Below are 24,212 nucleotides of genomic sequence, written 5' to 3' on the forward strand. Positions count from 1 at the left end.
TAATGGGATTTCCCGGGGAATGAGTATGAATAATTTGAATACGAAAGAAATCTTGCCAAAGATTCTGATTTGCCTTAGTGTGGTTGTGATATTCGCTCAGGCATTATTCTTTTATAACCAAAAGACGTTATTCTATTTGGATGAAGCAGCTTCCTTCCAATTAGCAAACGATTATTTGGTTTCTTTTGATGATTTAAAGAAAGTAATCAGTAGTGGTGATTTAGAGGGTTCTCAAGTTGGAATAGGTACCAACAGCTGGTATACAAATGACGAAATAATGTCAAAGTTTACCGTATCTAAAGAAGACCAATTTAACTATTTGAATACTTATTTATTTCAAGCATCGGACGTACATCCTCCACTTTATTATTTTATAATTAGAACAGTATGCTCAATCTTTAAGAGTATGGATTTAAAATTGGTGGGTTTCCTTATCAATATTACTTTCCTACTGTTGAGCTTATATTTTGTATATAAGATAAGCATGTTGTTATTTAAAAATGAATATTGTTCAATCGCAGCGATGCTTTACTATGGCCTTAGCTTTGATTTTGTTAACAATAGTACCTTCTACAGAATGTACGCAATTCTTACCTTTTTCATGGTGCTGAATTTGTACTTGAATATAAAGTGGTTCAAAACCGGATTTGAGGATAACAAAAGGACGCTCAGAAGATTATGTTTAGCTTTGTATTTTGCAATGCTAACACAGTATTTTGCCCTGTTTTTCTGTTTGCCGATATTTGTAATCAATCTTGTACTTATGAAGCAGAAGAAGGTTTCTTTTGCAAGGTATATAAAGTATTGTGTGATTACTGGTGTAATCTATGTGGTTACATGGCCGTTTTCGATTTTTCACATGCTATTTACAGGTCGTGGCGGTGATGTAACAGGAAAGCTTGGTGGATTACGATTTATCAGAAACGTATGGGATTTCCATTATTTCCTAGAAAGAAGCCTTTTTGCAGGAAGCTACAAGTATTTAGGTGCATTTGCACTATTGCTTGCTGGAATAATAGTATATAAGCTAATTGGGAAATGTAAGAAAAAGGAATTTAAGAGTTGGATTACAACTGAGCATTTTGGAGTCTTGATATATTTGTTTGTTACAGCAGCTGTATACTTCTTTATTGCTGCCAATGCTGCTCCATGGCCTACAGATAGATATGTAATGCCTGAAATGCCACTACTGTCTATAATTATTATTTATGGATTTGTTAGTGTTCTGTCCTTTGTTATAAAGAACAAGACTGTTTGTGGTGCTATTCTTATTTCGTTTGCAGCTATTGTTACCCTTAGATGGCACAGTGTGCTTAGGCCAAACTATATATACAATTTCCCAGAAATCCATGAGTACAAGGAGCTATGCACAAAATACGATGCGGTGTTAATAAATGATCCAAATAGTATTTGTAGCCCGGAGGTGGAGCTTAATTATCAGCATCCTAACTATTTTGAAACAGACTATGAAAACCTGGATTCCCTTGAGGGCAATGTTAAGCAAGATGGTGAGTATATATTCTACATAGCAGATATCAATGAAACAGATGATATCGTAAACAAAATAATAGCTAAGGGCTACAATTTAGAGAATCTTGAATGCGAAATAGACAGTTATAAAATCTACAAGCTTAATTGGTAATTGTTAGTTGTTAAGCACTGAGCTCATATCATCTGGTAATGGTGCAATGAATTCTAATTCCTCACCAGTGATTGGGTGCTTGAAGGAGATTTTATGTGAGTGTAAAGCGTGTCGCTTCATATACTCAAAATCTGGGTTGTAAATATCATCACCAATTAAAGGATGACCAATATATTTAAAATGAACGCGTATCTGATGGGTGCGGCCGGTTTCAAGATGAATTGAAACCAGGCTGTGCCCATTTTTTTCTTCTATAACCTGATAGTGGGTGATAGCTCTTTCGCCATTTTCTAAATCTACTTGTCTTGCAATGGTATCTCCAGGAACACGACCTATTGGAGCATCTATGGTGCCGATTTTGTCGGTTAAGGTACCTCGGACGATTGCATAGTATTCCCTGTGGAACTCTCGATTTTTAACGGCTGTGGAAAGAATACTACCACTGACGAGATGCTTTGCAATGACTGTCAGGCCAGAGGTGTTTTTATCAAGCCTGTTGGCGCACCTGAATATAAAAGGCTTCCCTTGATTCTCATAATAATATGCAAGGCCGTTCGCCAAGGAATCCTCATAATGATTGAGACTTGGATGGATAGAAAGCCCTGCAGGCTTATTTACTACAATAATATCTCCATCTTCATAGACAATATCTAAAGGCATCTCAACAGGTGGGATTTTTTCTGAAGATTCATCTTCAGAAATGTTTACAACCAATTCTTCGCCAGTACAGAGTTTACGATTCATATGAACCCACTCATCATCTATCATCACGTTGTTTGGCATCTTCTTTAATGCGGTGATATTGGCAGAAGAATAGCCTTTTTTCTTTAGATACTTATCTATTGTTATTCCGTTATATTCGTTTTCAATTGTATAGGTCAGAGTTCTATTCATAGCTAGAATTCTATTAGGTAGAAGTATATTAGTCAACCAATAGCGCACTACCTAAATTGTTAAGAAATTGTGAAAAAAATGTGGTCAAATTGTGGATAATCTATTATAATCAGAAACGGCTGTTTATTACACTATTTGAATAAATGGTGGTTAGACTAATAAAAAATAGATTGGAGAATATTTATGGAACCTAAAAAGATTAAATTGTGCTCTATGGGATTTGCATTGTTTTTTACAATCATAATTGCTATGGATATTGCAAAAAAAGGTGGAGTATCAACTGAAAGTGCTACAGGCTTTCATAGATTTTTGAATAATGCAGTGGGTATACCTCTTGTTATTCTTATGGCATATGGCATGTTCTTTGTAACAGGTGTAATTTTGATTAATTGTATAAATAGATGGGGCTTGTTGATTGGACTTTTTGTTGGGTGTGTGACAATTCTTTTTCTTGCAATAGTATATTGTATGGGATTAACAGAAAAGCAGCAGGATAAGGCTGCAATTGTTTTGGCAATCCTTGCAATTGTTTATGGTATTGTTAGCTCTGTATTGACAATAAGAGCATATATTTTAGATTTCAAGTGTGAAAAACTAGTTAGCCAAGCCTATGATGAGCAGTTTAAGAAGACTACAGATAGCGAATAAATGATAAAACAAAGGAGGATATATGGATTTATTATTATATGAGTTAGCAAAGGCTATAGGCTTTAATTTTATTTCTATTTTTATTGCTATAATTGCGGTATTAGCAGCTAGAAGCTCTAAAGTTGTAGCATATCTGGTTTTAGCAGTAGGTGTTATTTTTTATGGAATAGGGATTAGTGGTGCTATGGAGACTGGTACTGTAGATATGATTTCTGTGGGAATGTTGGTAGTTATTATGCTTGTAGCTTTTATAAGAATTTGCACAATAAAACCTAAGCATAACTAAAAGAATATATAATTCAGGGAGAAGAATGATAATGAAAAGATTAAAAGTTAGTTTACTTGTATTTGCAATGGTTGGAAGTATGTTTACTATGGTTGGTTGTGGCGATAAGGCAGCTACAACAGAGGAAGATGTAGACAAGCAGATTGAAGAGGCTTTTGAAGAGCTTGACAATAGTGAAGATCCAGATGCTTTGATTGAAGATAAGTTGGCAGAGCTTGATGAGGCTGAGGTTTCTGAAGAAAAATTTGAAGCAGATGAGAATGGTCTTGTGACTATTACAGATGGTACAGATGGACATTGGTTTGGTTGTTTTTGTCCTGGAACAAAAGAAAAGATTGGTGTGAGTAAAGATGAATTAGGAATCCCTCATCCTTTTGTATATGAGGTTGAGGTTAATTCAGACTCTATAGTTTTACATGGGGCTTTAAATTTTAGAACTGAGGAAGATAAAGACTCACATGGTCAGGTAACTATTGATGCACCTCATACATTTAAAGTTGATAAGAAAACTAAAATTATTGTTACAGATGGTGAGGGAAACTTTGATGAGAGTGATTTAGATGGATTGAAAGAAGCTATTGAAAAGTACCCAGATAAATCTTACTGTTTTAGTATTGATATAAAAAATGGTGTTGTAACAGAATTATCTTTTGATTAAAAATATGTAATAAAAATGCCCTGCAGCATCAATTGCTGCGGGGCATTTTTAAGAAGGAGAATAAAATTGTATGAGATAAAAAGGTGAAAAGAAATTACTTCATAGTTGCAACTACGCTAACTGTCTTCTTTGAACCATCAAATGGGATGATGTTTCCTTCAATTTCTTTTCCATCTACAAGCAAGCTGGCAACACCCTTCTGAACCCTGTTAGGGTTCTTGATTTCGATGTTGTAAGTAACTCCACGGTAAACACGAGTTACATTGAAATCACCGAACTCAGCAGGTGTACAAGGATTTACTGAAAGTCCTTCAAGTGTTGGGTAAATACCAAGGATGTATTGAGAGATATTTGTAAATGTCCAAGCTGCTGTACCTGTAAGCCAACTGTTCTTTGCCTCGCCATGGAACTTAGCGTCTGCGCCAGCTACCATCTGTGAGTAAACATATGGCTCTGTTCTATGAATCTCAGAAATGTCTTCGATGTATGAAGGACATGTCTTCTTATAAACTTCGAAAGCTCTGTCGCCTCTGCCGATACATGTTTCAGCAATTGAAATCCATGGATTGTTGTGGCAGAAGATACCAGCATTCTCTTTGTATCCTGGTGGATAAGATGAAATCTCGCCAAGCTCAAGATGATATCTTGTGTAAGCTGGCTGAAGAATCATAACACCATACTTTGTATCAAGCTTTTCTTTAACTGAATCAAGGGCCTTCTTAGCGTTTCCATCTTCTACACCTACACCAGCCATTACACACATACCCTGTGGCTCGATGTAAATCTGACCTTCGTCACACTCTTTTGAACCAATCTTGTGGCTGTAAGCATCGTAAGCACGTACGAACCACTCACCGTCCCAGCCGTCCTTTTCGATGGCTGCAATCATCTTATCAACCTCGCCGAGAACTCTCTCAGCTTCTGCATTATCACCCATAAGCTTGCAAAGGTCTGCATACTCGCGTCCATACTTAACAAACATACCAGCAATAAATACTGACTCAGCAACTGGTCCTTCAGAAGGTCCGAAGCACTGGAAGCTTTCACCTGGGTGCTCTGAGAAGCAGTTAAGGTTCAAGCAGTCGTTCCAGTCAGCACGTCCAATAAGTGGAAGATCATGTGGACCTTTGTGATTTACAATATAATCAAATGAGCGCTTTAAGTGCTCCATAAGAGAAGTGGCAACTGACATATCATTGTCATATGGAACTGTCTCATTAAGGATTGATGTGTCACCTGTCTCACGAATATAAGCACTTGTTCCTGCGATTAACCATAATGGATCATCGTTGAAGCCTGAACCGATATCTGAGTTACCCTTCTTTGTAAGTGGCTGATACTGGTGGTATGCTGAACCATCCTGGAACTGGGTTGAAGCAATATCAATGATTCTCTGACGGGCTCTGTCTGGAATAAGGTGAACAAATCCAAGAAGATCCTGGCATGAATCTCTGAAGCCCATTCCTCTACCAATTCCTGACTCGTAGTAAGAAGCTGAACGAGACATGTTGAAGGTAACCATACACTGATATTGGTTCCAAATGTTAACCATACGATTAACATGCTCATCTTTAGATTCAATGTGGAACTTAGCAAGAAGACCATCCCAATAGCTGCAAAGCTCTGCAAGTGCAGCATCGAAAGCTTCTGTAGTCTGGTATTTAGAAAGAAGAGCTGTAGCCTTCTTCTTATTAATTACGTTTGGAGCTTCCCACTTATCATCTTCTTCATTCTCAATATAGCCAAGAGCAAATACGAAAGTCTTAGATTCTCCAGCTTCAAGGCTGATATTAATCTGATGAGAAGCGATAGGGTACCATCCAGAACAAATTGTGCTGTTAAGCTTACCAGCTAAAACTGCAGCTGGTCTATCTGGTCCGTTGTAAGCGCCTCTGAATTCATCTCTGCTTGTTTCGAAAGCATCGATTTTTGAGTTTACAGAATATACAGCGTAGTGATTACGACGTTCTCTGTACTCAGTTTTGTGGTAAATTGTAGAATCTACAACTTCAACCTCACCGATGGAAAGGTTACGCTGGAAATTCTTCATATCATCATCGGCATTCCATAAACACCACTCAACATAAGAGAAGAGCTGAATATCTTTCTTAGAAGTACCCTTATTAGTAAGAGTAACCTTTGTAAGTTCAACTGGATCATCAACAGGAACGAAGGTGATGAGTGCAGCCTCGATATCATTCTTTGAGCCTGTGAACTTGCTGTAGCCAATACCGTGACGGCATTCATAAGCATCTAGCTCAGTCTTTGTTGGCTGCCAACCAGGGTTCCAAATTGTGTCCCCATCTTTAATATAGAAGTATTTTCCATTTGTATCTGGGGTAGTGTCGTTATAACGATATCTAGTCATGCGAAGAAGCTTTGCATCCTTGTAGAAGGTATAACCTCCGCAAGTGTTTGATAATAATGTAAAGAAATCCTTGCAGCCTAGATAGTTAATCCATGGCAAAGGAGTCTTTGGAGTTGTGATGACATATTCTTTGTTCTTATCATCGAAAAATCCGAATTTCATGTGATCCTCCCTAACAAAATTATTTGTTGAATGAATGGTTAATATAACGACTTTAAGAAAACGATTAAGTAGTAGAGAGCGGTAATAAAGTCATTATATAAAACGAAGGAGCCGTAAACGTTTAAGTGAACAGGCATACTTCTTCCACTAAAAGCATAACATATACGGGATAAATTGCAATTAGGGACCTTGATTTTTGTTGAAAATGTACTAAAATAGTATACGAAACTCTCACGAAAAGACAAATTTTCGAAAAACGCTTGTAGACAGACTTAAAAGGTGTTATTTTTAAGTTGCGAAAACGATTAAGGGAGTTAATACTTTACATCAGGGAGAGAGCAATGGTTTCATTGAAAGACATTGCATCAGAATGTGGTGTTTCTATAGCAACAGTCAGTAAAGCTTTGAATGATCACAGTGATATTGGTGCAGAAACAAAGGTGAGAATTCGCAATGCTGCGAAAACAATGGGATATGTTCCAAATGCTGCAGCAAAATCCATGAAGACAAATCGTACTCATAATATAGGAGTCCTTTTTATGGATGATGCAAACAGTGGTTTGACCCACGATTTCTTCGCAGGGGTTCTCGAAAGTTTCAAAAGAGAAGTTGAAAAAGAGGGGTACGATATAACTTTTATCTCTAACGATAGAAGTAGACCAGGTCGAGCAAGCTATTTAGAGCATGCAAGATACAGAAGGTTCGATGGAGTAATAATTGCAAATGTTCACTTCGATGACCCTGAAGTGGTAGAACTGGTAAAAAGCAATATCCCGGTGGTTACAATCGATCATATTTATAATGAAACAACCACAATCCTTTCGGATAACGTTAGTGGAATGTCAGATTTAGTTGATTTTGTTGTAGCTGCTGGCCATACAAAGATAGCTTATATACACGGAGTTGACTCATCTACAACTAACTTGAGATTGGTTACCTTCAATAGAAAGCTAGAAGAACATGGAATAGATATTCCGGAGGAGTACATAAAGGAATCTCCATATAGAGATACCCACGGTGCTTACGAAAAGACGTTAGAGCTGCTTAAGCTTAGAACTCGTCCAACTTGCATTTTCTATCCAGATGATTATGCAACCTACGGCGGAATGCGAGCTATAGCTGAAAGGGGCTTGAAGGTTCCGGATGATATTTCGGTAGTAGGTTTTGATGGAATTAAGGTAGCAAGACATATTCGTCCTCGCCTTACAACCTACAGACAGAACACGGAAGAGCTCGGAACTTTAGCAGCGAAGAACTTGGTGGATTTAATAGAAAGACCAAAGACAACATTAGTTCAACAGGTTGTTGTTAAAGGAACTCTTTTAGAGGGGGATACCCTAAAAAAACTTAACTAGGCATTTGGTTGAGAAATCAACTTGTTATAAATGCGGATACCTTAATAAGGGCTACAAGCCAACGAAAATTTTTTGGGAGGAACAAAAGATGAAAAGAAGAATGGTAAGTTTGCTAGCAATGGCAACAATGACCGCAACAATGTTTGCAGGATGTGGTAACTCAAGTGATAACAGCGGTTCAGCAGAGCAGGCAGCACCTGCTACAGCAGAAGAAATTGATGCTGAGGCAGCTGCAGTTGAGCTTCCTGAAGACACAGGTAAAGTGCTCAACATCCACTGCTGGAATGATGAGTTCCAGACAAGACTTAAGGATCACTATCCAGGATACGAAGAAGTTGATGCTACACATGGTAAGATTGGTGATGTTGAAGTAGTTTGGACAATGACTCCTTCTACAGACAATGCATACCAGAACAACCTTGATGACGCTCTTCTTAAGCAGGCAGATGTTTCTGATGATGAGAAGGTTGACCTTTTCCTTGTAGAAGCTGACTATGCTCTTAAGTATGTTGATGAGGATGTAACTATTCCTTTATCAGAGCTTGGTATCACATCTGATCAGCTTGCAGATCAGTACACATATACACAGAGCATCGTAACAGATAGCACTGGTAGACTTAAGGGTTCTTCATGGCAGGCTTGCTCAGCTGGTCTTATCTACAACAGAGAGGCAGCTAAGGAAGTTCTTGGCACAGATGATCCTGATGAAGTTCAGGCATTAGTTTCTGATTGGGATAAGTACAATGAAACAGCGCAGAAGATTGCTGATGCTGGTTATACAATGTGTTCAGCAATGGATACATATCGTACATACTCTAACAACGTATCTGGCCCATGGGTACAGGACGGAAAGCTTGTTATCGACCCTAACATTGAGAAGTGGATCGATGATTCAAAGACTCTTGTAGATGCAAAGGTTGAGGATACAGATGATCTTTGGAGCGATGACTGGGGCAAGGGAAAGAATCCTGAAGGAAAGGTATTCTGCTACTTTGGACCAGCTTGGTTCTTCAACTTCTGCCTTAACGCAGATGACTCAGCTTCAATCGCTAGCAAGGGTGGCTGGGGATACTGTGTAGGACCTCAGTCATACTTCTGGGGTGGTACATGGATCTGCGCAGCAACAGGTACAGACAATGCTAACCTTGTAAAGGATATCATCCTTACAATGACAACAGATCAGAAGGTTCTTAAGGACATCGCTATGAAGGATCAGGATTGTGTAAACAGCAAGACTGTTCTTGCAGAGCTCGCAGGTTCTGAAGATGGTAACATCGCACTTCTTGGTGGACAGAATCCATACAAGCAGCTTGCAGAAGGTGCTGAGAAGATCGACCTTTCAAACCTTTCAAAGTATGATCAGGGTTGTACAGAAGAGTTAGAGAAGGCTATGAAGAACTACTTCCTTGGAAACGCTACAAAGGATGAAGCTATTGCAGCATTCAAGAAGGCAGTTTCAGAGAAGTATCCAGACATCTCAGTAGACTAATTAACTAGCGGATTATAACAATTAATATGTGGGGGCGTGTGGGATTACCTATGCGCCCCATATTAAAGAAACAAAAAGGGAGCACTTATGAACAAGAAGAGCAAAGTAGTTCGATATAACAAGTGGGGGTACATCTTTTTATTACCATTTATTGTTATATATTTGGTATTCCAGATGGTTCCGTTGGTAACAACAATCTATAATTCCTTCTTTGAGAATTATCGTTCTGGATTATCGCAGATTGGTCCTAATTTTATAGGGCTTGAGAATTACGTTACTATTTTCACTAATGGTGATTTGCCTACATATTTTAGCAACACAATGATTATGTGGATTATGGGGTTTGTTCCACAGATTATTCTTTCGCTTCTTTTGGGAGCATGGTTCACAGATCCATCCCTTAGATTGAAATGTCAGGGATTCTTTAAGACAGTAATTTATTTGCCAAACTTAATTATGGCATCAGCATTCGCAATGTTGTTCTTTACATTGTTTTCAGATTCTGGCCCAATCAACTCAATGTTAATGCAGATTGGGGTATTCAGTGAGGCATACAAGTTTATGAGCAACGTATGGTCAGTACGTTCTTTGGTAGCTACAATGAACTGCCTCATGTGGTTTGGAAATACGACAATTCTTCTGATGGCTGGTATGATGGGTATTGATCCATCTCTATTTGAGGCAGCTCAGGTAGATGGGGCAACAGCTACTCAGATTTTCTATAAGATTACATTACCTCTGCTTAAGCCTATTCTTATTTACGTTATGATTACATCATTAATCGGTGGTTTACAGATGTTTGATGTTCCACAGATTTTAACAAACGGAACAGGTGACCCAATGCGTTCATCAATGACACTTATCATGTACTTGAACAAGCACTTATTTAGTAAGAACTTTGGTATGGCCGGAGCGCTTTCAGTGTATCTCTTTGTAATCACAGGTATACTTAGCTTGATTGTATACAAATTTACAACTAAAGAGGATAAATAAGCGGATAATTACTATATAAGAATAGAGAGGATAATATTATGGCAGCAAATACAAATAATATGGCGGGGCAGGCTGAAAAGGGTGCTTCGATTCATGCTAGAAGAGTAATAGCATATTTGGTATTGGCGATTATTTCGTTCATATGCTTGTTTTGGTTTTATGTGTTATTTATAAATGCAACAAGAAGTAATTCTGAGTTAAGTTTAGGTTTCACTCCTGTGCCAAGTAAATTCTTAGGACAAAACTGGACTAACTTAAAGAACGGAGAGTTACCTATCTTTACTGGTATGCTTAACTCACTTATAATCGCTATTTTGACAGCGACCTTTGCAACATACTTTTCAACAATGACAGCATACGCTATTCATGCTTATGATTTTAAGTTGAAGAAGTTTATGTTTACATTTATACTTGCGGTTATGATGATTCCAACACAGGTTACAGCTCTTGGTTTCATCAAGTTGATTCAGAACATTGGATTAGACAATAGTGCTATTCCTCTTATTGTTCCAGCAATCGCTTCACCAGCAGTATTCTTTTATATGAAGCAATACATGGATTCAACACTTCCTCTTTCGTTGATAGAGGCAGCGCGAATTGATGGCTCGGGTGAATTCAGAACCTTCAATAGTATTGTAGTTCCACTTATGAAGCCAGCTATTGCTGTTCAGGCAATCTTTAGTTTCGTAGGTAGCTGGAATAACTACTTCACTCCTGCGCTTGTTTTGCATGATGCAGAAAAGAAGACACTTCCTATTTTGATTGCACAGTTACGTAACGCTGACTACCTTAAGTTTGATATGGGCCAGGTATATATGATGATAGCATTCTCTATTTTCCCAGTTATCGTTGTATACCTTCTCCTTTCAAGATATATCGTAGGTGGTGTAACCTTAGGTGGTGTGAAGGGCTAGCAATTTGCATGGGCCAGCCTTCCCACTAACAAGAAAAATGTAAATATTAAAAAGACTTGACAGTTCTTGCGTCGTGTGATAAATTTAGCTAGCGACTAAGAAAAGCAGGTCTTTTTTTTATGCTCTTTTTTCGCCTCATCAAATTGTTCGCTATGATGAGTGAGTGTAAGTGAGACCAAAGTAGAAATTTAACGGAGGTGGAAGTTGTGCGCACAAAGATAACATTAGCTTGTACAGAATGCAAGCAGCGTAATTACAACATGACAAAAGACAAGAAGACACACCCTGACAGAATGGAAACAAAGAAGTACTGCAGATTCTGCAAGACTCACACATTGCACAAAGAGACAAAATAGTCAATCGGAGGTGCGATTATGACAGAAGAGAAGAAAACCAAGTCAGGTCGTTTAGCAGGGCTCAAGTCTGAGTTTAACAAGATCGTTTGGGCTGACCCTACAGACGTGTCAAAACAGACAACAGCAGTAGTTGCTGTGTCAGTAGTTGTAGCAGTGATCATCATCGTGTTAGATGCAGTGATCAACAAAGGTGTAAATATCCTAGTTAATTTATAATGGAGGCATCAAATATGGCAGAGGCAAAGTGGTATGTAGTTCATACTTACTCAGGCTATGAGAACAAAGTCAAGACAAACATTGAAAAGGCTATCGAGACACAGCATCTCGAGGAGCAGATACTTGATGTACGAGTACCTATGGTTGAGGTTACCGAAACTAAGGATGGCGTAAAGAAGCAAGTTTCTAAGAAGATGTACCCTGGTTACGTTCTTATTGAGATGATTATGAATGATGAAACCTGGTACGTTGTCAGAAATACCAGAGGTGTTACAGGCTTCGTTGGACCAGGAAGTAAGCCAGTGCCATTGTCAGACGCTGAAGTTAAGGCATACTTACTAGGCGATAACACTGAAAAGGTCAACGTTGAGGTAGACTTCGAGGTTGGTGATACTCTTAGCGTTATCGACGGTACCTGGAAAGATACTGTTGGTGTTGTTAAGTCTATCAACGCTAAGAAGCAGACAGTTACAATCAGCGTTGAAATGTTCGGACGTGAAACACCAGTAGAGATTGATTTCACAGACGTACGCAAAATGGATTAAATCAGCATCATTGTAAATGGATATGCTGATGCATATTAATCAGGAGGAATATCATGGCAAAGAAAATTGAAGGCTATATCAAGTTGCAGATTCCAGCAGGCAAGGCTACACCAGCCCCACCAGTTGGTCCAGCACTTGGTCAGCACGGTGTAAACATCGTGGAGTTTACAAAGCAGTTTAACGCAAAGACAGCAGATATGGGCGACACAATCGTTCCTACAATCATCACTGTTTATGCAGATAGAAGCTTCAGCTTCATCACAAAGACTCCACCAGCAGCTGTTCTTATTAAGAAGGCTTGCAAGATCCAGAAGGCATCTGGTGTACCTAACAAGACAAAGGTAGCAAAGATCACAAAGGCTCAGGTTCAGGAAATCGCAGAGACAAAGATGCCTGACCTTAACGCAGCTTCACTTGAGGCAGCTATGAGCATGATCGAAGGAACATGTAGATCAATGGGCGTTGAGGTTGTTGACTAATCAGCAGCGTAGCGAAAACAACGTTCTTACTATTAACTATTTTTGAGTGGGAGAGCTTAGGCTCGATTAACCACAGGAGGTAAACATGAAAAGAGGAAAGAAATACGTTGCAGCTGTTAGCTCATACGACAAGTCAGTTGCATACGATCCAGCAGAAGCAATCGCTCAGGTAAAGAAGAATGCTACTGCAAAATTTGATGAGACAATTGAGGCTCATATCAGAACTGGTTGTGACGGACGTCACGCAGAGCAGCAAATCCGTGGTGCTGTTGTACTTCCACACGGAACTGGTAAGTCAGTTAGAGTTTTAGTATTCGCTAAGGGTGCTAAGCTTGACGAGGCTCAGGCTGCTGGTGCTGATTTCGTTGGTGGCGAGGAACTCATCCCAAAGATTCAGAACGAAGGTTGGGCAGAGTTTGATTCAGTAGTTGCTACACCAGACATGATGGGTGTTGTTGGTCGTCTTGGTCGTGTACTTGGACCTAGAGGATTAATGCCAAACCCTAAGGCTGGTACAGTTACTATGGATGTTGCTAAGGCTGTTGAGGAAATCAAGGCAGGTAAGATTGAGTATAGACTTGATAAGACAAACATTATCCATGTACCTATCGGAAAGGCTTCTTTCTCAGAGGAGCAGTTAGCGGACAACTTCCAGACTCTTATGGATGCAATCAACAAGGCTAAGCCATCAAGCTTAAAGGGTCAGTACATTAAGAGCATTTCACTTGCTCCTACAATGGGACCTGGCGTTAAGCTTAATGTTGCAAAGGTTTCAAACTAATTGTTGACAATCCAATATACATAATGATATAATGCACAAAGTTGTTGCCGAAGACAGCAGGTGGCGCAAGCCGTAAAGAGTTAATCTCTACCAGCCGAGGACGATTAAGTATTTATCGACTAATCAACCTCTATGTCTACGGGCATAGAGGTTTTTATACTTTATCCTCATATAAGCAACACAAAATATTATAAGGAGGAAAAAATTCGTGGCAAAAGTTGAATTAAAGCAGCCAATAGTTGACGAGATTTCAGCACAGGTTAAAGATGCAGCTTCAGTTGTAGTTGTTGATGCTCGTGGACTTACAGTTGCAGAAGACACACAGTTACGTAAGCAGCTTCGTGAAGCTGGTGTTACTTACAAGGTTTATAAGAACACTCTTATGAAGCGTGCTTTCGAGGGAACTGACTTTGCACAGCTTGATGATGTTCTTGAAGGACCAAGCGCAATCGCTGTATCTAAGGAAGATGCTACAGCACCAGCAAGAATCCTTGCTAAGTTTGCTAAGACAGCTCAGAATCTTGAGATTAAGGCAGGCGTTGTTGAGGGAACATTCTATGATGCAAAGGGTATGTCTGCAGTAGCAGCAGTACCAAGCAGAGAGGAACTTCTTTCAAAGTTACTTGGAAGCTTACAGTCTCCAATCACAAACTTCGCTCGCGTTCTCAACCAGATCGCAGAGCAGGGTGGTGCATCTACAGAGGCACCTGCAGCAGAGGAAGCTCCAGCAGCAGAGGCAGAGGCACCAGCAGAGGAGCCAGCTGAGGCTCCAGCAGAGTAGACTCATTCAGAGCCAAGTAAATTTTAGAAGAATTTTGATGCTTGCATCATAAATTAAGATAAAATTTATTTGGTGAGAACAAATTATGAGCAAAAGGAAAGCTTTGAAAAAGCGATTTTGCGAATAATTTCTGAATGAGATGATATTATTAATTAGAATTTAATGGAGGAAAATAATCATGGCAAAGATGACAACAGAAGAGTTTATCGCAGCTATCAAAGAGCTTAGCGTATTAGAGTTAAATGACCTTGTAAAGGCATGTGAGGAAGAGTTCGGCGTTTCTGCAGCAGCAGGCGTTGTAGTTGCAGCAGCAGCTGGCGACGGCGCAGCAGCAGGCGAAGAGAAGGATGAGTTCGATGTAGAGCTTACAGAAGTAGGTTCTGAGAAGGTTAAGGTTATCAAGGTTGTTCGTGAGGCAACTGGCCTTGGTCTTAAGGAAGCAAAAGAGCTCGTTGATAGCGCTCCAAAGGTAATCAAGGAAGCAGCTGACAAGGCTACAGCAGAGTCAATCAAGTCTCAGCTTGAGGAGATCGGCGCAAAGGTTACTCTTAAGTAAGAATTGCTACGAATTTTTATCAGCAGGTTCATTACGAACCTGCTGATTTTTTGCTCTTAAATAAATACAAGAAATTTCTTGACTTTACTATTGATTTTGGCATAGAATGTAGTTTGCACTATTATGGTGCAGTGTGCATTGCTATGCCTTTTTTCAATTAAAGGTAAATGCCGCTATTTTCTTGAAAGATTTATCCAAATTAAAAATAAAATGAGAGGTGGAACGTCAATGGAGAAAAACAGAATACGTCCAGTGAAAGCTGGAAAGAACTTGCGTATGAGTTACTCGAGACAAAAAGAGGTACTTGAGATGCCTAATTTAATCGAGGTCCAGAAGAACAGTTACGACTGGTTCGTTAAGGACGGATTAAAGGAAGCATTCGCAGATATCTCACCTATTCAAGACAGGGGTAACCAGCTTGAATTGCATTTTGTTGACTTCACACTGTGTAAGGATGAGGTGAAGTACACAATTCCACAGTGCAAGGAAAGAGATGCAACATACGCAGCACCTTTAAAGGTTAAAGTGCGCCTTGTAAACAAGGAGTCCGGCGACATGCAGGAGCACGAGATCTTCATGGGTGACTTGCCACTTATGACAGATACTGGCACATTCGTAATTAATGGAGCGGAGCGTGTTATTGTATCACAGCTTGTTCGTTCACCAGGTATTTATTATGCAATTGGCCATGATAAGATTGGTAAGGAGCTTTACTCATGTACAGTTATTCCTAACCGTGGTGCATGGCTTGAGTACGAGACCGATTCCAATGACGTTTTCTATGTACGTGTAGACCGTAACAGAAAGGTACCTGTTACTGTTCTTATTCGTGCCCTCGGTTTAGGTACAAATCAAGAGATCTTAGATGTTTTTGGTGAGGAGCCAAAGATTCTTGCTACATTTGCAAAGGATCCAGCTATCACAGAGAAGAATCCACAGGGTAGTTACGAAGGAGGTCTTTTAGAGCTCTATCGTAGACTTCGTCCAGGTGAGCCTCTTGCAAAGGACAGCGCTGAGTCACTTATTCACGGCATGTTCTTTGATCCAAGACGTTATGATCTTGCAAAGGTTGGACGTTATAAGTTTAATAAGAAGCTTATGCTCAGAAACCGTATTGCTGGACAGATTCTCGCTGAGGATGTAGTTGACACTACAACTGGCGAAATCATCGCAAAGGCTGGAGATAAGGTTACACTTGAGATGGCAGATGCAATTCAGAACGCTGCTGTTACTCATGTATTTATCCAGGCTGAGTCTCGCAATGTAAAGGTTCTTTCAAACATGATGGTAGACATCACAAAGTATGTTGATTGTGATGCTCAGGCTCTTGGTATTACAGAGCTTGTTTACTATCCAGTTCTTGAGAGAATTCTTTCTGAGAACACTACAAAAGAAGATATTGAGGATGCTATTGCTCGTTCAGTAGCTGACTTAATTCCAAAGCACATTACTGTTGAGGATGTATTTGCATCTATCAACTACAATATGCACCTTGAGTACGGCATTGGTAAGGATGATGATATCGATCACCTTGGTAACCGTCGTATTCGTGCAGTTGGTGAGTTGTTACAGAACCAGTACAGAATTGGTCTTTCACGTCTTGAGAAGGTTGTACGTGAGCGTATGACTACTCGTGACCTTGAGGATATTTCTCCACAGAACCTCATCAACATTAAGCCTGTTACAGCTGCAATCAAAGAGTTCTTTGGTTCATCACAGTTGTCACAGTTCATGGATCAGAACAACCCACTTGGTGAGTTAACACATAAGAGACGTCTTTCTGCACTTGGTCCTGGTGGTCTTTCAAGAGACCGTGCCGGATTCGAGGTTCGAGACGTTCACTATTCACACTACGGCCGTATGTGCCCAATCGAGACACCTGAAGGACCAAACATCGGTCTTATCAACTCTCTCGCTAGCTATGCTCGTATCAATGAGTATGGTTTTGTTGAGGCGCCATACAGACGTATTGATAAGTCAGACCCAGAGAATCCTCGTGTAACAGACGAGGTTGTATATATGACAGCTGATGAAGAGGATAACTATCACGTAGCACAGGCTAACGTCAAGCTTGACGAAGAAGGCCACTTCATGAGAAAGAACGTATCAGGTCGTTTCCGTGAGGAGACACAGGAATACGATAAGACTATGTTTGATTACATGGACGTATCTCCTAAGATGGTATTCTCTGTAGCTACAGCCCTTATCCCATTCCTTCAGAATGACGATGCTAACCGTGCCCTCATGGGTTCTAACATGCAGCGTCAGGCAGTGCCTCTTCTTACTACAGAAGCACCAGTTGTTGGTACAGGTATGGAGCCAAAGACAGCTGTCGATTCAGGTGTCTGCGTTGTTGCTAAGCGCGCAGGTATCGTAGAGATGGCTGAGACAAAGCGTATTATCGTTAAGGCTGATGAAGATGGAACAAGAGATGAGTATGATCTTCTTAAGTTCACACGTTCTAACCAGTCTAACTGCTATAACCAGCGCCCAATCGTATTCAAGGGCGATCATGTAGAAGCAGGCGAGGTTATCGCTGATGGTCCTTCTACAAAGAATGGTGAGCTTGCCCTTGGAAAGAACCCACTTATCGGTTTCATGACATGGGAAGGTTACAACTACGAGGATGCTGTTCTTCTTTCAGAGCGTCTCGTTCAGGATGATGTTTATACATCTATCCATATTGAAGAGTACGAGATTGATGCTCGTGATACAAAGCTTGGACCAGAGGAAATCACTCGTGATGTAGCTGGTGTAGGTGATGATGCTCTTAAGGATCTTGATGAGAGCGGTATCATTCGTATCGGTGCTGAGGTTCGTGCAGGTGATATCCTTGTTGGTAAGGTTACACCAAAGGGCGAAACAGAGCGTACTCCAGAAGAGAGACTTCTTCTTGCAATCTTCGGTGAGAAGGCAAGAGAGGTTCGTGATACTTCACTTCGTGTACCACACGGAGCTTACGGTATCGTTGTTGATGCTAAGGTATTCACACGTGAGAATGGCGATGAGCTTTCTCCAGGTGTTAACAAGTCAGTTCGTATCTACATCGCTCAGAAGAGAAAGATTGGTGTAGGTGATAAGATGGCCGGTCGTCACGGTAATAAGGGTGTAGTTTCCCGCGTGCTTCCAGTAGAAGATATGCCATATCTTCCAAACGGTCGTCCACTTGATATCGTACTTAACCCACTTGGTGTACCTTCACGTATGAACATTGGTCAGGTCCTTGAGATTCACCTTTCGCTTGCAGCAAAGGCTCTTGGCTTTGACATTGAGACACCAGTATTTGATGGTGCAAAGGAAATTGATATCCAGGATACACTCGAGCTTGCAAATGACTATGTAAATATGCCATTTGATAAGGATGAGGCTGAGAACGGTGAGGAAACATTCTACGATAAGTATGTTGATGTACTTCGTGAGGATGTTATGGATTACCTTTCAACAAACCGTGCTCACAGAGCTCTTTGGAAGGGTGTTCCTATTTCTAGAGATGGTAAGGTTCAGCTTCGTGATGGACGTACAGGTGAGCCATTTGATGGCCCTGTTACAATCGGTCACATGCACTACTTGAAGCTTCACCACCTTGTAGATGATAAGATTCACGCTCGTTCGACTGGTCCTTACTCTCTTGTTACACAGCAGCCACTTGGTGGTAAAGCACAGTTCGGTGGACAGCGTTTCGGAGAGATGGAAGTTTGGGCCCTCGAGGCTTACGGTGCATCATATACACTTCAGGAAATCCTCACAATGAAGTCTGATGATGTTATCGGTCGTGTTAAGACATACGAAGCTATTATCAAGGGTGAAAACATCCCTGAGCCAGGTATTCCTGAGTCATTCAAGGTATTACTTAAGGAATTACAGTCACTTGGTCTTGACGTTCGCGTTCTTGATGAGAACCGCGAAGAGGTTGAGCTCATGGAGACAAGTGAATATGGAAATACAGACCTCAACGCAATCATCGCAGGTAGCGATAGAAACTTCGCATTCGAGGATGACAGCTCATTCGCACAGGCAGGCTTCTCTACCAAGAAGTTCAACACTGAAGGTGAAGAAGAATATGTAGAAGACGAAGAGCCATACGAGGACGAAGATGATTTTTCTGATATTTCAGAAGATTTTGATGAGGAATAAATAGGAAGGGAGCTACAAAATGCCAGAGAATAAAGAAGCGACATATCAACCAATAGCATTTGACGCAATACAGATTGGATTGGCATCACCTGAGAAGATCAGACAGTGGTCTCGTGGCGAGGTAAAAAAGCCTGAGACAATCAATTATCGTACACTGAAGCCTGAAAAGGATGGTCTTTTCTGCGAGAAGATTTTTGGACCTAGCAAAGACTGGGAATGTCACTGCGGAAAGTACAAGAAGATTCGTTATAAGGGTGTAGTTTGTGATCGTTGTGGTGTTGAAATCACAAAGGCATCAGTTCGTCGTGAGCGAATGGGTCACATCGAGCTTGCTGCACCAGTTTCACATATTTGGTATTTCAAGGGTATTCCTTCACGTATGGGACTTATTCTTGATCTTTCACCAAAGACATTAGAGAAGGTTCTCTACTTTGCATCATACATCGTACTTGATGCAGGTGAGACAGCTCTTATGTACAAGCAGGTTCTTACAGAGGCTGAATACCAGGAGGCTAGAGAGCAGTATGGTAGCAGCTTCAGAGTAGGAATGGGTGCTGAGGCTATCCAGGAGCTTCTTAGAGAAATTGATCTCGATGAAGAGGCTACAAAGCTTCAGATTGAATTAGATAACGCTACAGGCCAGAAGCGTTCACGTATCATTAAGAGACTTGAGGTTGTTGAGGCATTCCGCGAGTCAGGAAATAGACCTGAGTGGATGATTATGTCAGTTATCCCTGTTATCCCACCAGATCTTCGTCCTATGGTACAGCTTGATGGTGGCCGTTTTGCTACATCTGATTTGAACGACTTATATCGTCGTATTATCAATAGAAATAACCGTCTCCGTAGATTATTAGAACTTGGTGCTCCTGATATCATCGTTCGTAACGAAAAGCGTATGCTTCAGGAAGCTGTTGATGCTCTTATTGATAACGGTAGACGTGGTCGTCCAGTTACTGGTCCTGGTAACAGACCTCTTAAGTCACTTTCAGACATGCTTAAGGGTAAGTCAGGACGATTCAGACAGAACCTTCTTGGTAAGCGTGTTGACTACTCAGGACGTTCAGTTATCGTCGTTGGACCAGAGCTTAAGATTTACCAGTGTGGTCTTCCAAAGGAGATGGCTCTCGAGCTCTTCAAGCCTTTCGTTATGAAGGAGCTTGTAGGCAACGGAATGGCACACAACATTAAGTATGCTAAGAAGATGGTTGAGAAGTTTGAGCCAGAGGTTTGGGACATCCTTGAAGATGTCATCAAAGAGCATCCAGTTATGCTTAACCGTGCTCCTACACTTCATAGACTTGGTATTCAGGCTTTCGAGCCAATCCTTGTAGAAGGTAGAGCTATTAAGCTTCATCCACTTGTATGTACAGCTTTCAACGCCGATTTCGACGGTGACCAGATGGCTGTTCACCTTCCACTTACTCAGGAGGCACAGGCTGAGTGTAGATTTATGCTTCTCTCACCTAACAACCTCTTGAAGCCTTCAGATGGTGGTCCTGTTGCCGTTCCTTCACAGGATATGGTACTTGGTATCTACTATCTTACACAGGAGCGTGGTACTACAGTAGGTGATGCTGAGCCAGCTCTTGGTGAGGGCAAGGTATTTAAGAACCTTAACGAAGCAATTCTTGCTTACGAGAACAAGGCTCTTACAATGCATGCTCGTATTACAGTTCGTATGTCTAAGACAATGGCAGACGGTTCTGTAGTTACAGGTAGTGTTTCTTCAACACTTGGTAGACTTCTCTTCAACGAGATTATTCCTCAGGATCTTGGTTACGTAGATCGTACAAATCCAGAGAATGAGCTTGTTCCAGAGGTAGACTTCCACGTTGGTAAGAAGCAGTTAAAGCAGATTCTTGAAAAAGTTATTAATACACACGGAGCTACAAAGACAGCAGAAGTTCTTGATGATATCAAGGCTATGGGTTACCACTACTCAACAATTGCTGCCATGACAGTTTCGATTTCAGATATGACAGTTCCACCTCAGAAGCCAGAGCTTATTGCTAATGCCGAGGAAACAGTTGATAAGATTACTCGTCAGTACAAGAGAGGTCTTATTACTGAGGAAGAGCGTTATCGTGAAGTTGTAGATACATGGAAAGAGACTGATGATGAGCTTACTAAGGACCTTCTCGAAGGACTTGATAAGTACAACAACATCTTCATGATGGCTGATTCAGGTGCCCGTGGTTCTGACAAGCAGATCAAGCAGCTTGCTGGTATGCGTGGTTTGATGGCTGATACAACAGGTCGTACAATCGAGCTTCCTATCAAGTCAAACTTCCGTGAGGGTCTTGACGTACTTGAGTACTTCATGTCAGCTCATGGTGCTCGTAAGGGTCTTTCAGATACAGCTCTTCGTACAGCCGATTCAGGATACTTGACACGTCGAATGGTTGACGTTGCTCAGGAGCTTATTATCCGTGAGTCTGACTGTGTAGCTGGAACAAATCGCGAGATTCCAGGTATGTGGGTATACGCATTCATGGATGGTCGTGAAGAGATTGAGTCTCTTAAGGACCGTATCACAGGTAGATTCTCTTGCTACTCTATCTACGATGCTAAGGGCGAGATGATTGTTAAGGCTAATCATATGATTACACCTAAGCGTGCAGCTGCAATCATTGAACGTGGTGTTGATGATAAGGGTGAGCCAATCAAGAGAGTAAAGATTAGAAACGTACTTAACTGTCGTTCACACGTTGGTGTTTGTGCTAAGTGTTATGGTGCTAACATGGCTTCAGGTCGTGCCGTACAGGTCGGGGAAGCAATCGGTATCATCGCTGCACAGTCAATCGGTGAGCCAGGTACACAGCTTACCATGAGAACATTCCATACTGGTGGTGTTGCTGGTAACGATATTACACAGGGTCTTCCTCGTGTCGAGGAGCTTTTCGAGGCTAGAAAGCCTAAGGGTCTTGCAATCATCACAGAGATTGCTGGTACTGTTACAATCGAAGAGGATTCTAAGACAAAGAAGAGAGAGGTTGTTGTTACAAACTCTGAAACAGGTGATGTAGAGAAGTACCTCATTCCTTACGGTTCACGTATCAAGGTTCTTTCAGGACAGGAGCTTGAGGCTGGTGATGAGCTTACAGAAGGTTCTGTAAACCCACACGATATCCTTACTATCAAGGGTAAGGCAGCCGTTCAGGATTACCTCATCCGTGAAGTACAGCGTGTATACCGCTTACAGGGTGTTGATATCAACGATAAGCATATCGAAGTACTTTGTCGTCAGATGCTTAAGAGAATCAGAATTGACGAAGCAGGTGATACAGGATTTATGCCAGGTTCACTTGTTGATTGGCTTGATTTTGAGGAAGCAAACGAGCAGATGGAAGCAGAGGGCAAGGAAGTTGCAACTGGTACACAGGAACTTCTTGGTATCACAAAGGCAGCACTTGCTACAAACTCATTCCTTTCAGCAGCTTCATTCCAGGAGACCACAAAGGTTCTTACTGATGCAGCTATCAAGGGTAAGGTTGATCCACTTAACGGTCTTAAAGAGAACGTTATCATCGGTCGCTTAATCCCAGCTGGTACAGGTATGAAGAGATACTCTAACATTCCACTTTCAACAGACGCTGATCCAATGATGCAGGAAGCATTAGAGGAAGAGTTCCTTACAGAAGGTGAGGAGACAGAGGCTGAAGCGACTACAGAAGAACTTGTAGATGTTGAAGAGTAATATATAGCTAATATAGACTAGGGCTAGAAATTTTGGCCCTAGTCTTTTTGTTTGTTCAGAATATAAAGTATTAGGTTATTTGATAACTGATTTTTCACATTTTAATGCTTGACATAACCATTTTAAGGAAATATAATGTTCTAGCATGCGCAAATAGGATAATTATGCCTAAATGCATGCGAAGAATAAATTAGGAGGTAAAAAAGAATGCCAACATTCAACCAGCTAGTTAGAAAAGGTCGTCAGACATCTGTAAAGAAGTCTACAGCACCAGCACTTCAGAGAGGTTATAACTCTCTTCAGAAGAAGCCTACAAACACTTCTTCTCCACAGAAGCGTGGTGTATGTACAGCTGTTAAGACAGCTACACCTAAGAAGCCTAACTCAGCTCTTAGAAAGATTGCCAGAGTTCGTCTTTCAAACGGAATCGAAGTAACTTCATACATTCCAGGCGAGGGTCACAATCTTCAGGAGCATAGCGTTGTTTTGATTCGTGGTGGCCGTGTTAAGGATTTACCAGGTACACGTTATCACGTAATCAGAGGTACACTTGATACAGCCGGCGTTGCTAACCGCAAGCAGGGACGTTCAAAGTACGGCGCTAAGAGACCTAAGGATGCTAAATAAGATATTTAGCACAAAGTTGTAATTCACATTTATTTTGGTTAATGTTGTTATTTTTTCTCTATAGAATAAATAGCGCATGAACACATAGTTTTAAGTGTGAGTACCGTTGATCTAACAAATTTTTAGTTAAGGAGGGAAGTATCGTGCCAAGAAAAGGACATACTCAAAAGAGAGACGTTTTGGCAGATCCTATATACAACAGCAAGGTTGTTACTAAGCTTATCAACAACATCATGCTTGATGGTAAGAAGGGTGTAGCACAGAAGATTGTATATGGTGCATTTGACAAAGTCGCAGAAAAGACTGGAAAGCCTGCACTTGAGGTTTTCGAGGAAGCTATGAACAACGTTATGCCTGTACTTGAAGTAAAGGCTAGACGTATCGGTGGTGCTACATATCAGGTACCTATCGAGGTTAGACCAGATCGTCGTCAGGCCCTTGGCCTTAGATGGCTCACAACTTTCTCACGTTCACGTACTGAGAAGACAATGGAAGAGCGTCTTGCAAACGAGATCATGGATGCAGCTGGCAACACAGGTTCAGCTGTTAAGAGAAAAGAAGAGATGCATAGAATGGCAGAGGCTAATAAGGCATTTGCTCATTACAGATTCTAATAGGAGGGACAAAC

The 24,212-nt window shown here is 40.8% G+C and carries 21 protein-coding genes and 1 other annotated feature; of the genes, 19 read left to right on the top strand and 2 right to left on the bottom strand.

The genetic code is table 11. From position 1 onward, the window contains the following. Window positions 1-19 precede the first annotated feature (19 nt). Entirely contained in the window at window positions 20-1,642 is a 1,623-nt protein-coding gene (locus BLR54_RS07330) for a glycosyltransferase family 39 protein (RefSeq protein ID WP_176761890.1), read from the top strand. Window positions 1,643-1,645: 3 nt separating this feature from the next. On the opposite strand, the gene BLR54_RS07335 is transcribed toward BLR54_RS07330, so the two are convergent. Next, window positions 1,646-2,536, bottom strand: a complete 891-nt coding sequence (locus tag BLR54_RS07335; protein WP_090418900.1) for an RluA family pseudouridine synthase — start codon at window positions 2,534-2,536, stop codon at window positions 1,646-1,648. A 183-nt stretch (window positions 2,537-2,719) separates the two neighbouring features. Between BLR54_RS07335 and BLR54_RS07340 the strand changes: the two genes are divergently transcribed. The 3 genes from BLR54_RS07340 to BLR54_RS07350 are packed head-to-tail and all read left to right on the top strand — an operon-like array spanning window position 2,720 to window position 4,128. Then, window positions 2,720-3,184: a hypothetical protein gene (locus BLR54_RS07340; protein ID WP_090418903.1), complete on the top strand. Its 465-nt coding sequence runs from the start codon at window positions 2,720-2,722 to the stop codon at window positions 3,182-3,184. 22 nt (window positions 3,185-3,206) lie between these two features. Then, window positions 3,207-3,470: a hypothetical protein gene (locus BLR54_RS07345; RefSeq protein WP_090418906.1), complete on the top strand. Its 264-nt coding sequence runs from the start codon at window positions 3,207-3,209 to the stop codon at window positions 3,468-3,470. 31 nt (window positions 3,471-3,501) lie between these two features. Then, a complete protein-coding gene (locus tag BLR54_RS07350; protein ID WP_090418909.1) occupies window positions 3,502-4,128 on the top strand; it encodes a hypothetical protein in 627 nt (208 codons plus the stop codon). Window positions 4,129-4,222: 94 nt separating this feature from the next. Here BLR54_RS07350 and BLR54_RS07355 read toward each other — a convergent pair whose 3' ends face one another. Beyond that, complete coding sequence (locus tag BLR54_RS07355; RefSeq protein ID WP_090418912.1) at window positions 4,223-6,658, bottom strand: glycoside hydrolase family 94 protein; 2,436 nt, start codon at window positions 6,656-6,658, stop codon at window positions 4,223-4,225. Between the two features lie 341 nt (window positions 6,659-6,999). Here BLR54_RS07355 and BLR54_RS07360 point away from each other — a divergent pair, with 341 nt between their 5' ends. The 15 genes from BLR54_RS07360 to rpsG all read left to right on the top strand — a co-directional run bounded on the left by BLR54_RS07360 (window position 7,000) and on the right by rpsG (window position 24,198). Next, window positions 7,000-8,013 (top strand): LacI family DNA-binding transcriptional regulator, encoded by a 1,014-nt coding sequence (locus tag BLR54_RS07360; RefSeq protein WP_090418916.1) that lies wholly within the window; start codon window positions 7,000-7,002, stop codon window positions 8,011-8,013. Window positions 8,014-8,101: 88 nt separating this feature from the next. Further along, window positions 8,102-9,502 (top strand): type 2 periplasmic-binding domain-containing protein, encoded by a 1,401-nt coding sequence (locus BLR54_RS07365; RefSeq protein WP_090418919.1) that lies wholly within the window; start codon window positions 8,102-8,104, stop codon window positions 9,500-9,502. Window positions 9,503-9,589: 87 nt separating this feature from the next. After that, window positions 9,590-10,495 (top strand): carbohydrate ABC transporter permease, encoded by a 906-nt coding sequence (locus BLR54_RS07370; protein WP_090418922.1) that lies wholly within the window; start codon window positions 9,590-9,592, stop codon window positions 10,493-10,495. Window positions 10,496-10,533: 38 nt separating this feature from the next. Further along, window positions 10,534-11,409: a carbohydrate ABC transporter permease gene (locus BLR54_RS07375; RefSeq protein ID WP_090418925.1), complete on the top strand. Its 876-nt coding sequence runs from the start codon at window positions 10,534-10,536 to the stop codon at window positions 11,407-11,409. A 206-nt stretch (window positions 11,410-11,615) separates the two neighbouring features. Then, window positions 11,616-11,765 (top strand): 50S ribosomal protein L33, encoded by a 150-nt coding sequence (rpmG, locus tag BLR54_RS07380; protein WP_080552267.1) that lies wholly within the window; start codon window positions 11,616-11,618, stop codon window positions 11,763-11,765. A gap of 18 nt (window positions 11,766-11,783) precedes the next feature. Further along, window positions 11,784-11,981 (top strand): preprotein translocase subunit SecE, encoded by a 198-nt coding sequence (gene secE, locus BLR54_RS07385; protein WP_090418928.1) that lies wholly within the window; start codon window positions 11,784-11,786, stop codon window positions 11,979-11,981. Window positions 11,982-11,995: 14 nt separating this feature from the next. Next, entirely contained in the window at window positions 11,996-12,526 is a 531-nt protein-coding gene (gene nusG / locus BLR54_RS07390) for a transcription termination/antitermination protein NusG (protein ID WP_090418930.1), read from the top strand. Between the two features lie 53 nt (window positions 12,527-12,579). Next, a complete protein-coding gene (gene rplK, locus BLR54_RS07395; RefSeq protein ID WP_090418933.1) occupies window positions 12,580-13,005 on the top strand; it encodes a 50S ribosomal protein L11 in 426 nt (141 codons plus the stop codon). Between the two features lie 85 nt (window positions 13,006-13,090). Further along, complete coding sequence (gene rplA, locus BLR54_RS07400) at window positions 13,091-13,786, top strand: 50S ribosomal protein L1 (protein ID WP_090418936.1); 696 nt, start codon at window positions 13,091-13,093, stop codon at window positions 13,784-13,786. A gap of 29 nt (window positions 13,787-13,815) precedes the next feature. Continuing rightward, window positions 13,816-13,952 (top strand) — a sequence feature (ribosomal protein L10 leader region). Window positions 13,953-13,994: 42 nt separating this feature from the next. After that, window positions 13,995-14,567 (top strand): 50S ribosomal protein L10, encoded by a 573-nt coding sequence (gene rplJ / locus BLR54_RS07405; RefSeq protein WP_090418937.1) that lies wholly within the window; start codon window positions 13,995-13,997, stop codon window positions 14,565-14,567. A 178-nt stretch (window positions 14,568-14,745) separates the two neighbouring features. Further along, window positions 14,746-15,123, top strand: a complete 378-nt coding sequence (rplL, locus tag BLR54_RS07410) for a 50S ribosomal protein L7/L12 (protein WP_090418940.1) — start codon at window positions 14,746-14,748, stop codon at window positions 15,121-15,123. 228 nt (window positions 15,124-15,351) lie between these two features. Further along, a complete protein-coding gene (rpoB, locus tag BLR54_RS07415; protein WP_090418942.1) occupies window positions 15,352-19,257 on the top strand; it encodes a DNA-directed RNA polymerase subunit beta in 3,906 nt (1,301 codons plus the stop codon). A gap of 19 nt (window positions 19,258-19,276) precedes the next feature. Further along, a complete protein-coding gene (rpoC, locus tag BLR54_RS07420; RefSeq protein WP_090418945.1) occupies window positions 19,277-22,957 on the top strand; it encodes a DNA-directed RNA polymerase subunit beta' in 3,681 nt (1,226 codons plus the stop codon). A gap of 207 nt (window positions 22,958-23,164) precedes the next feature. Further along, window positions 23,165-23,584: a 30S ribosomal protein S12 gene (gene rpsL / locus BLR54_RS07425; protein ID WP_015548550.1), complete on the top strand. Its 420-nt coding sequence runs from the start codon at window positions 23,165-23,167 to the stop codon at window positions 23,582-23,584. A 143-nt stretch (window positions 23,585-23,727) separates the two neighbouring features. Next, window positions 23,728-24,198 carry a 30S ribosomal protein S7 gene (gene rpsG / locus BLR54_RS07430; protein ID WP_143008411.1) on the top strand — a complete coding sequence of 157 codons (471 nt, stop codon included), beginning with the start codon at window positions 23,728-23,730 and terminating at the stop codon, window positions 24,196-24,198. The last annotated feature ends 14 nt before the right edge of the window (window positions 24,199-24,212 follow it).

Source organism: Pseudobutyrivibrio sp. YE44 (assembly GCF_900104335.1).
GTDB lineage: Bacteria > Bacillota > Clostridia > Lachnospirales > Lachnospiraceae > Pseudobutyrivibrio.

Bases quoted from the DNA above. Each gene is read 5' to 3' on its own strand.
- BLR54_RS07375 (WP_090418925.1), top strand. From the start codon at position 10,534: ATGGCAGCAAATACAAATAATATGGCGGGGCAGGCTGAAAAGGGTGCT.
- BLR54_RS07370 (WP_090418922.1), top strand. From the start codon at position 9,590: ATGAACAAGAAGAGCAAAGTAGTTCGATATAACAAGTGGGGGTACATC.
- BLR54_RS07350 (WP_090418909.1), top strand. From the start codon at position 3,502: ATGAAAAGATTAAAAGTTAGTTTACTTGTATTTGCAATGGTTGGAAGT.
- BLR54_RS07330 (WP_176761890.1), top strand. From the start codon at position 20: ATGAGTATGAATAATTTGAATACGAAAGAAATCTTGCCAAAGATTCTG.
- BLR54_RS07340 (WP_090418903.1), top strand. From the start codon at position 2,720: ATGGAACCTAAAAAGATTAAATTGTGCTCTATGGGATTTGCATTGTTT.
- rplA (WP_090418936.1), top strand. From the start codon at position 13,091: ATGAAAAGAGGAAAGAAATACGTTGCAGCTGTTAGCTCATACGACAAG.
- rplK (WP_090418933.1), top strand. From the start codon at position 12,580: ATGGCAAAGAAAATTGAAGGCTATATCAAGTTGCAGATTCCAGCAGGC.
- BLR54_RS07365 (WP_090418919.1), top strand. From the start codon at position 8,102: ATGAAAAGAAGAATGGTAAGTTTGCTAGCAATGGCAACAATGACCGCA.
- BLR54_RS07355 (WP_090418912.1), bottom strand. From the start codon at position 6,658: ATGAAATTCGGATTTTTCGATGATAAGAACAAAGAATATGTCATCACA.
- nusG (WP_090418930.1), top strand. From the start codon at position 11,996: ATGGCAGAGGCAAAGTGGTATGTAGTTCATACTTACTCAGGCTATGAG.
- secE (WP_090418928.1), top strand. From the start codon at position 11,784: ATGACAGAAGAGAAGAAAACCAAGTCAGGTCGTTTAGCAGGGCTCAAG.
- BLR54_RS07360 (WP_090418916.1), top strand. From the start codon at position 7,000: ATGGTTTCATTGAAAGACATTGCATCAGAATGTGGTGTTTCTATAGCA.
- rpoB (WP_090418942.1), top strand. From the start codon at position 15,352: ATGGAGAAAAACAGAATACGTCCAGTGAAAGCTGGAAAGAACTTGCGT.
- rpsL (WP_015548550.1), top strand. From the start codon at position 23,165: ATGCCAACATTCAACCAGCTAGTTAGAAAAGGTCGTCAGACATCTGTA.
- rplL (WP_090418940.1), top strand. From the start codon at position 14,746: ATGGCAAAGATGACAACAGAAGAGTTTATCGCAGCTATCAAAGAGCTT.
- BLR54_RS07335 (WP_090418900.1), bottom strand. From the start codon at position 2,536: ATGAATAGAACTCTGACCTATACAATTGAAAACGAATATAACGGAATA.
- rpoC (WP_090418945.1), top strand. From the start codon at position 19,277: ATGCCAGAGAATAAAGAAGCGACATATCAACCAATAGCATTTGACGCA.
- BLR54_RS07345 (WP_090418906.1), top strand. From the start codon at position 3,207: ATGGATTTATTATTATATGAGTTAGCAAAGGCTATAGGCTTTAATTTT.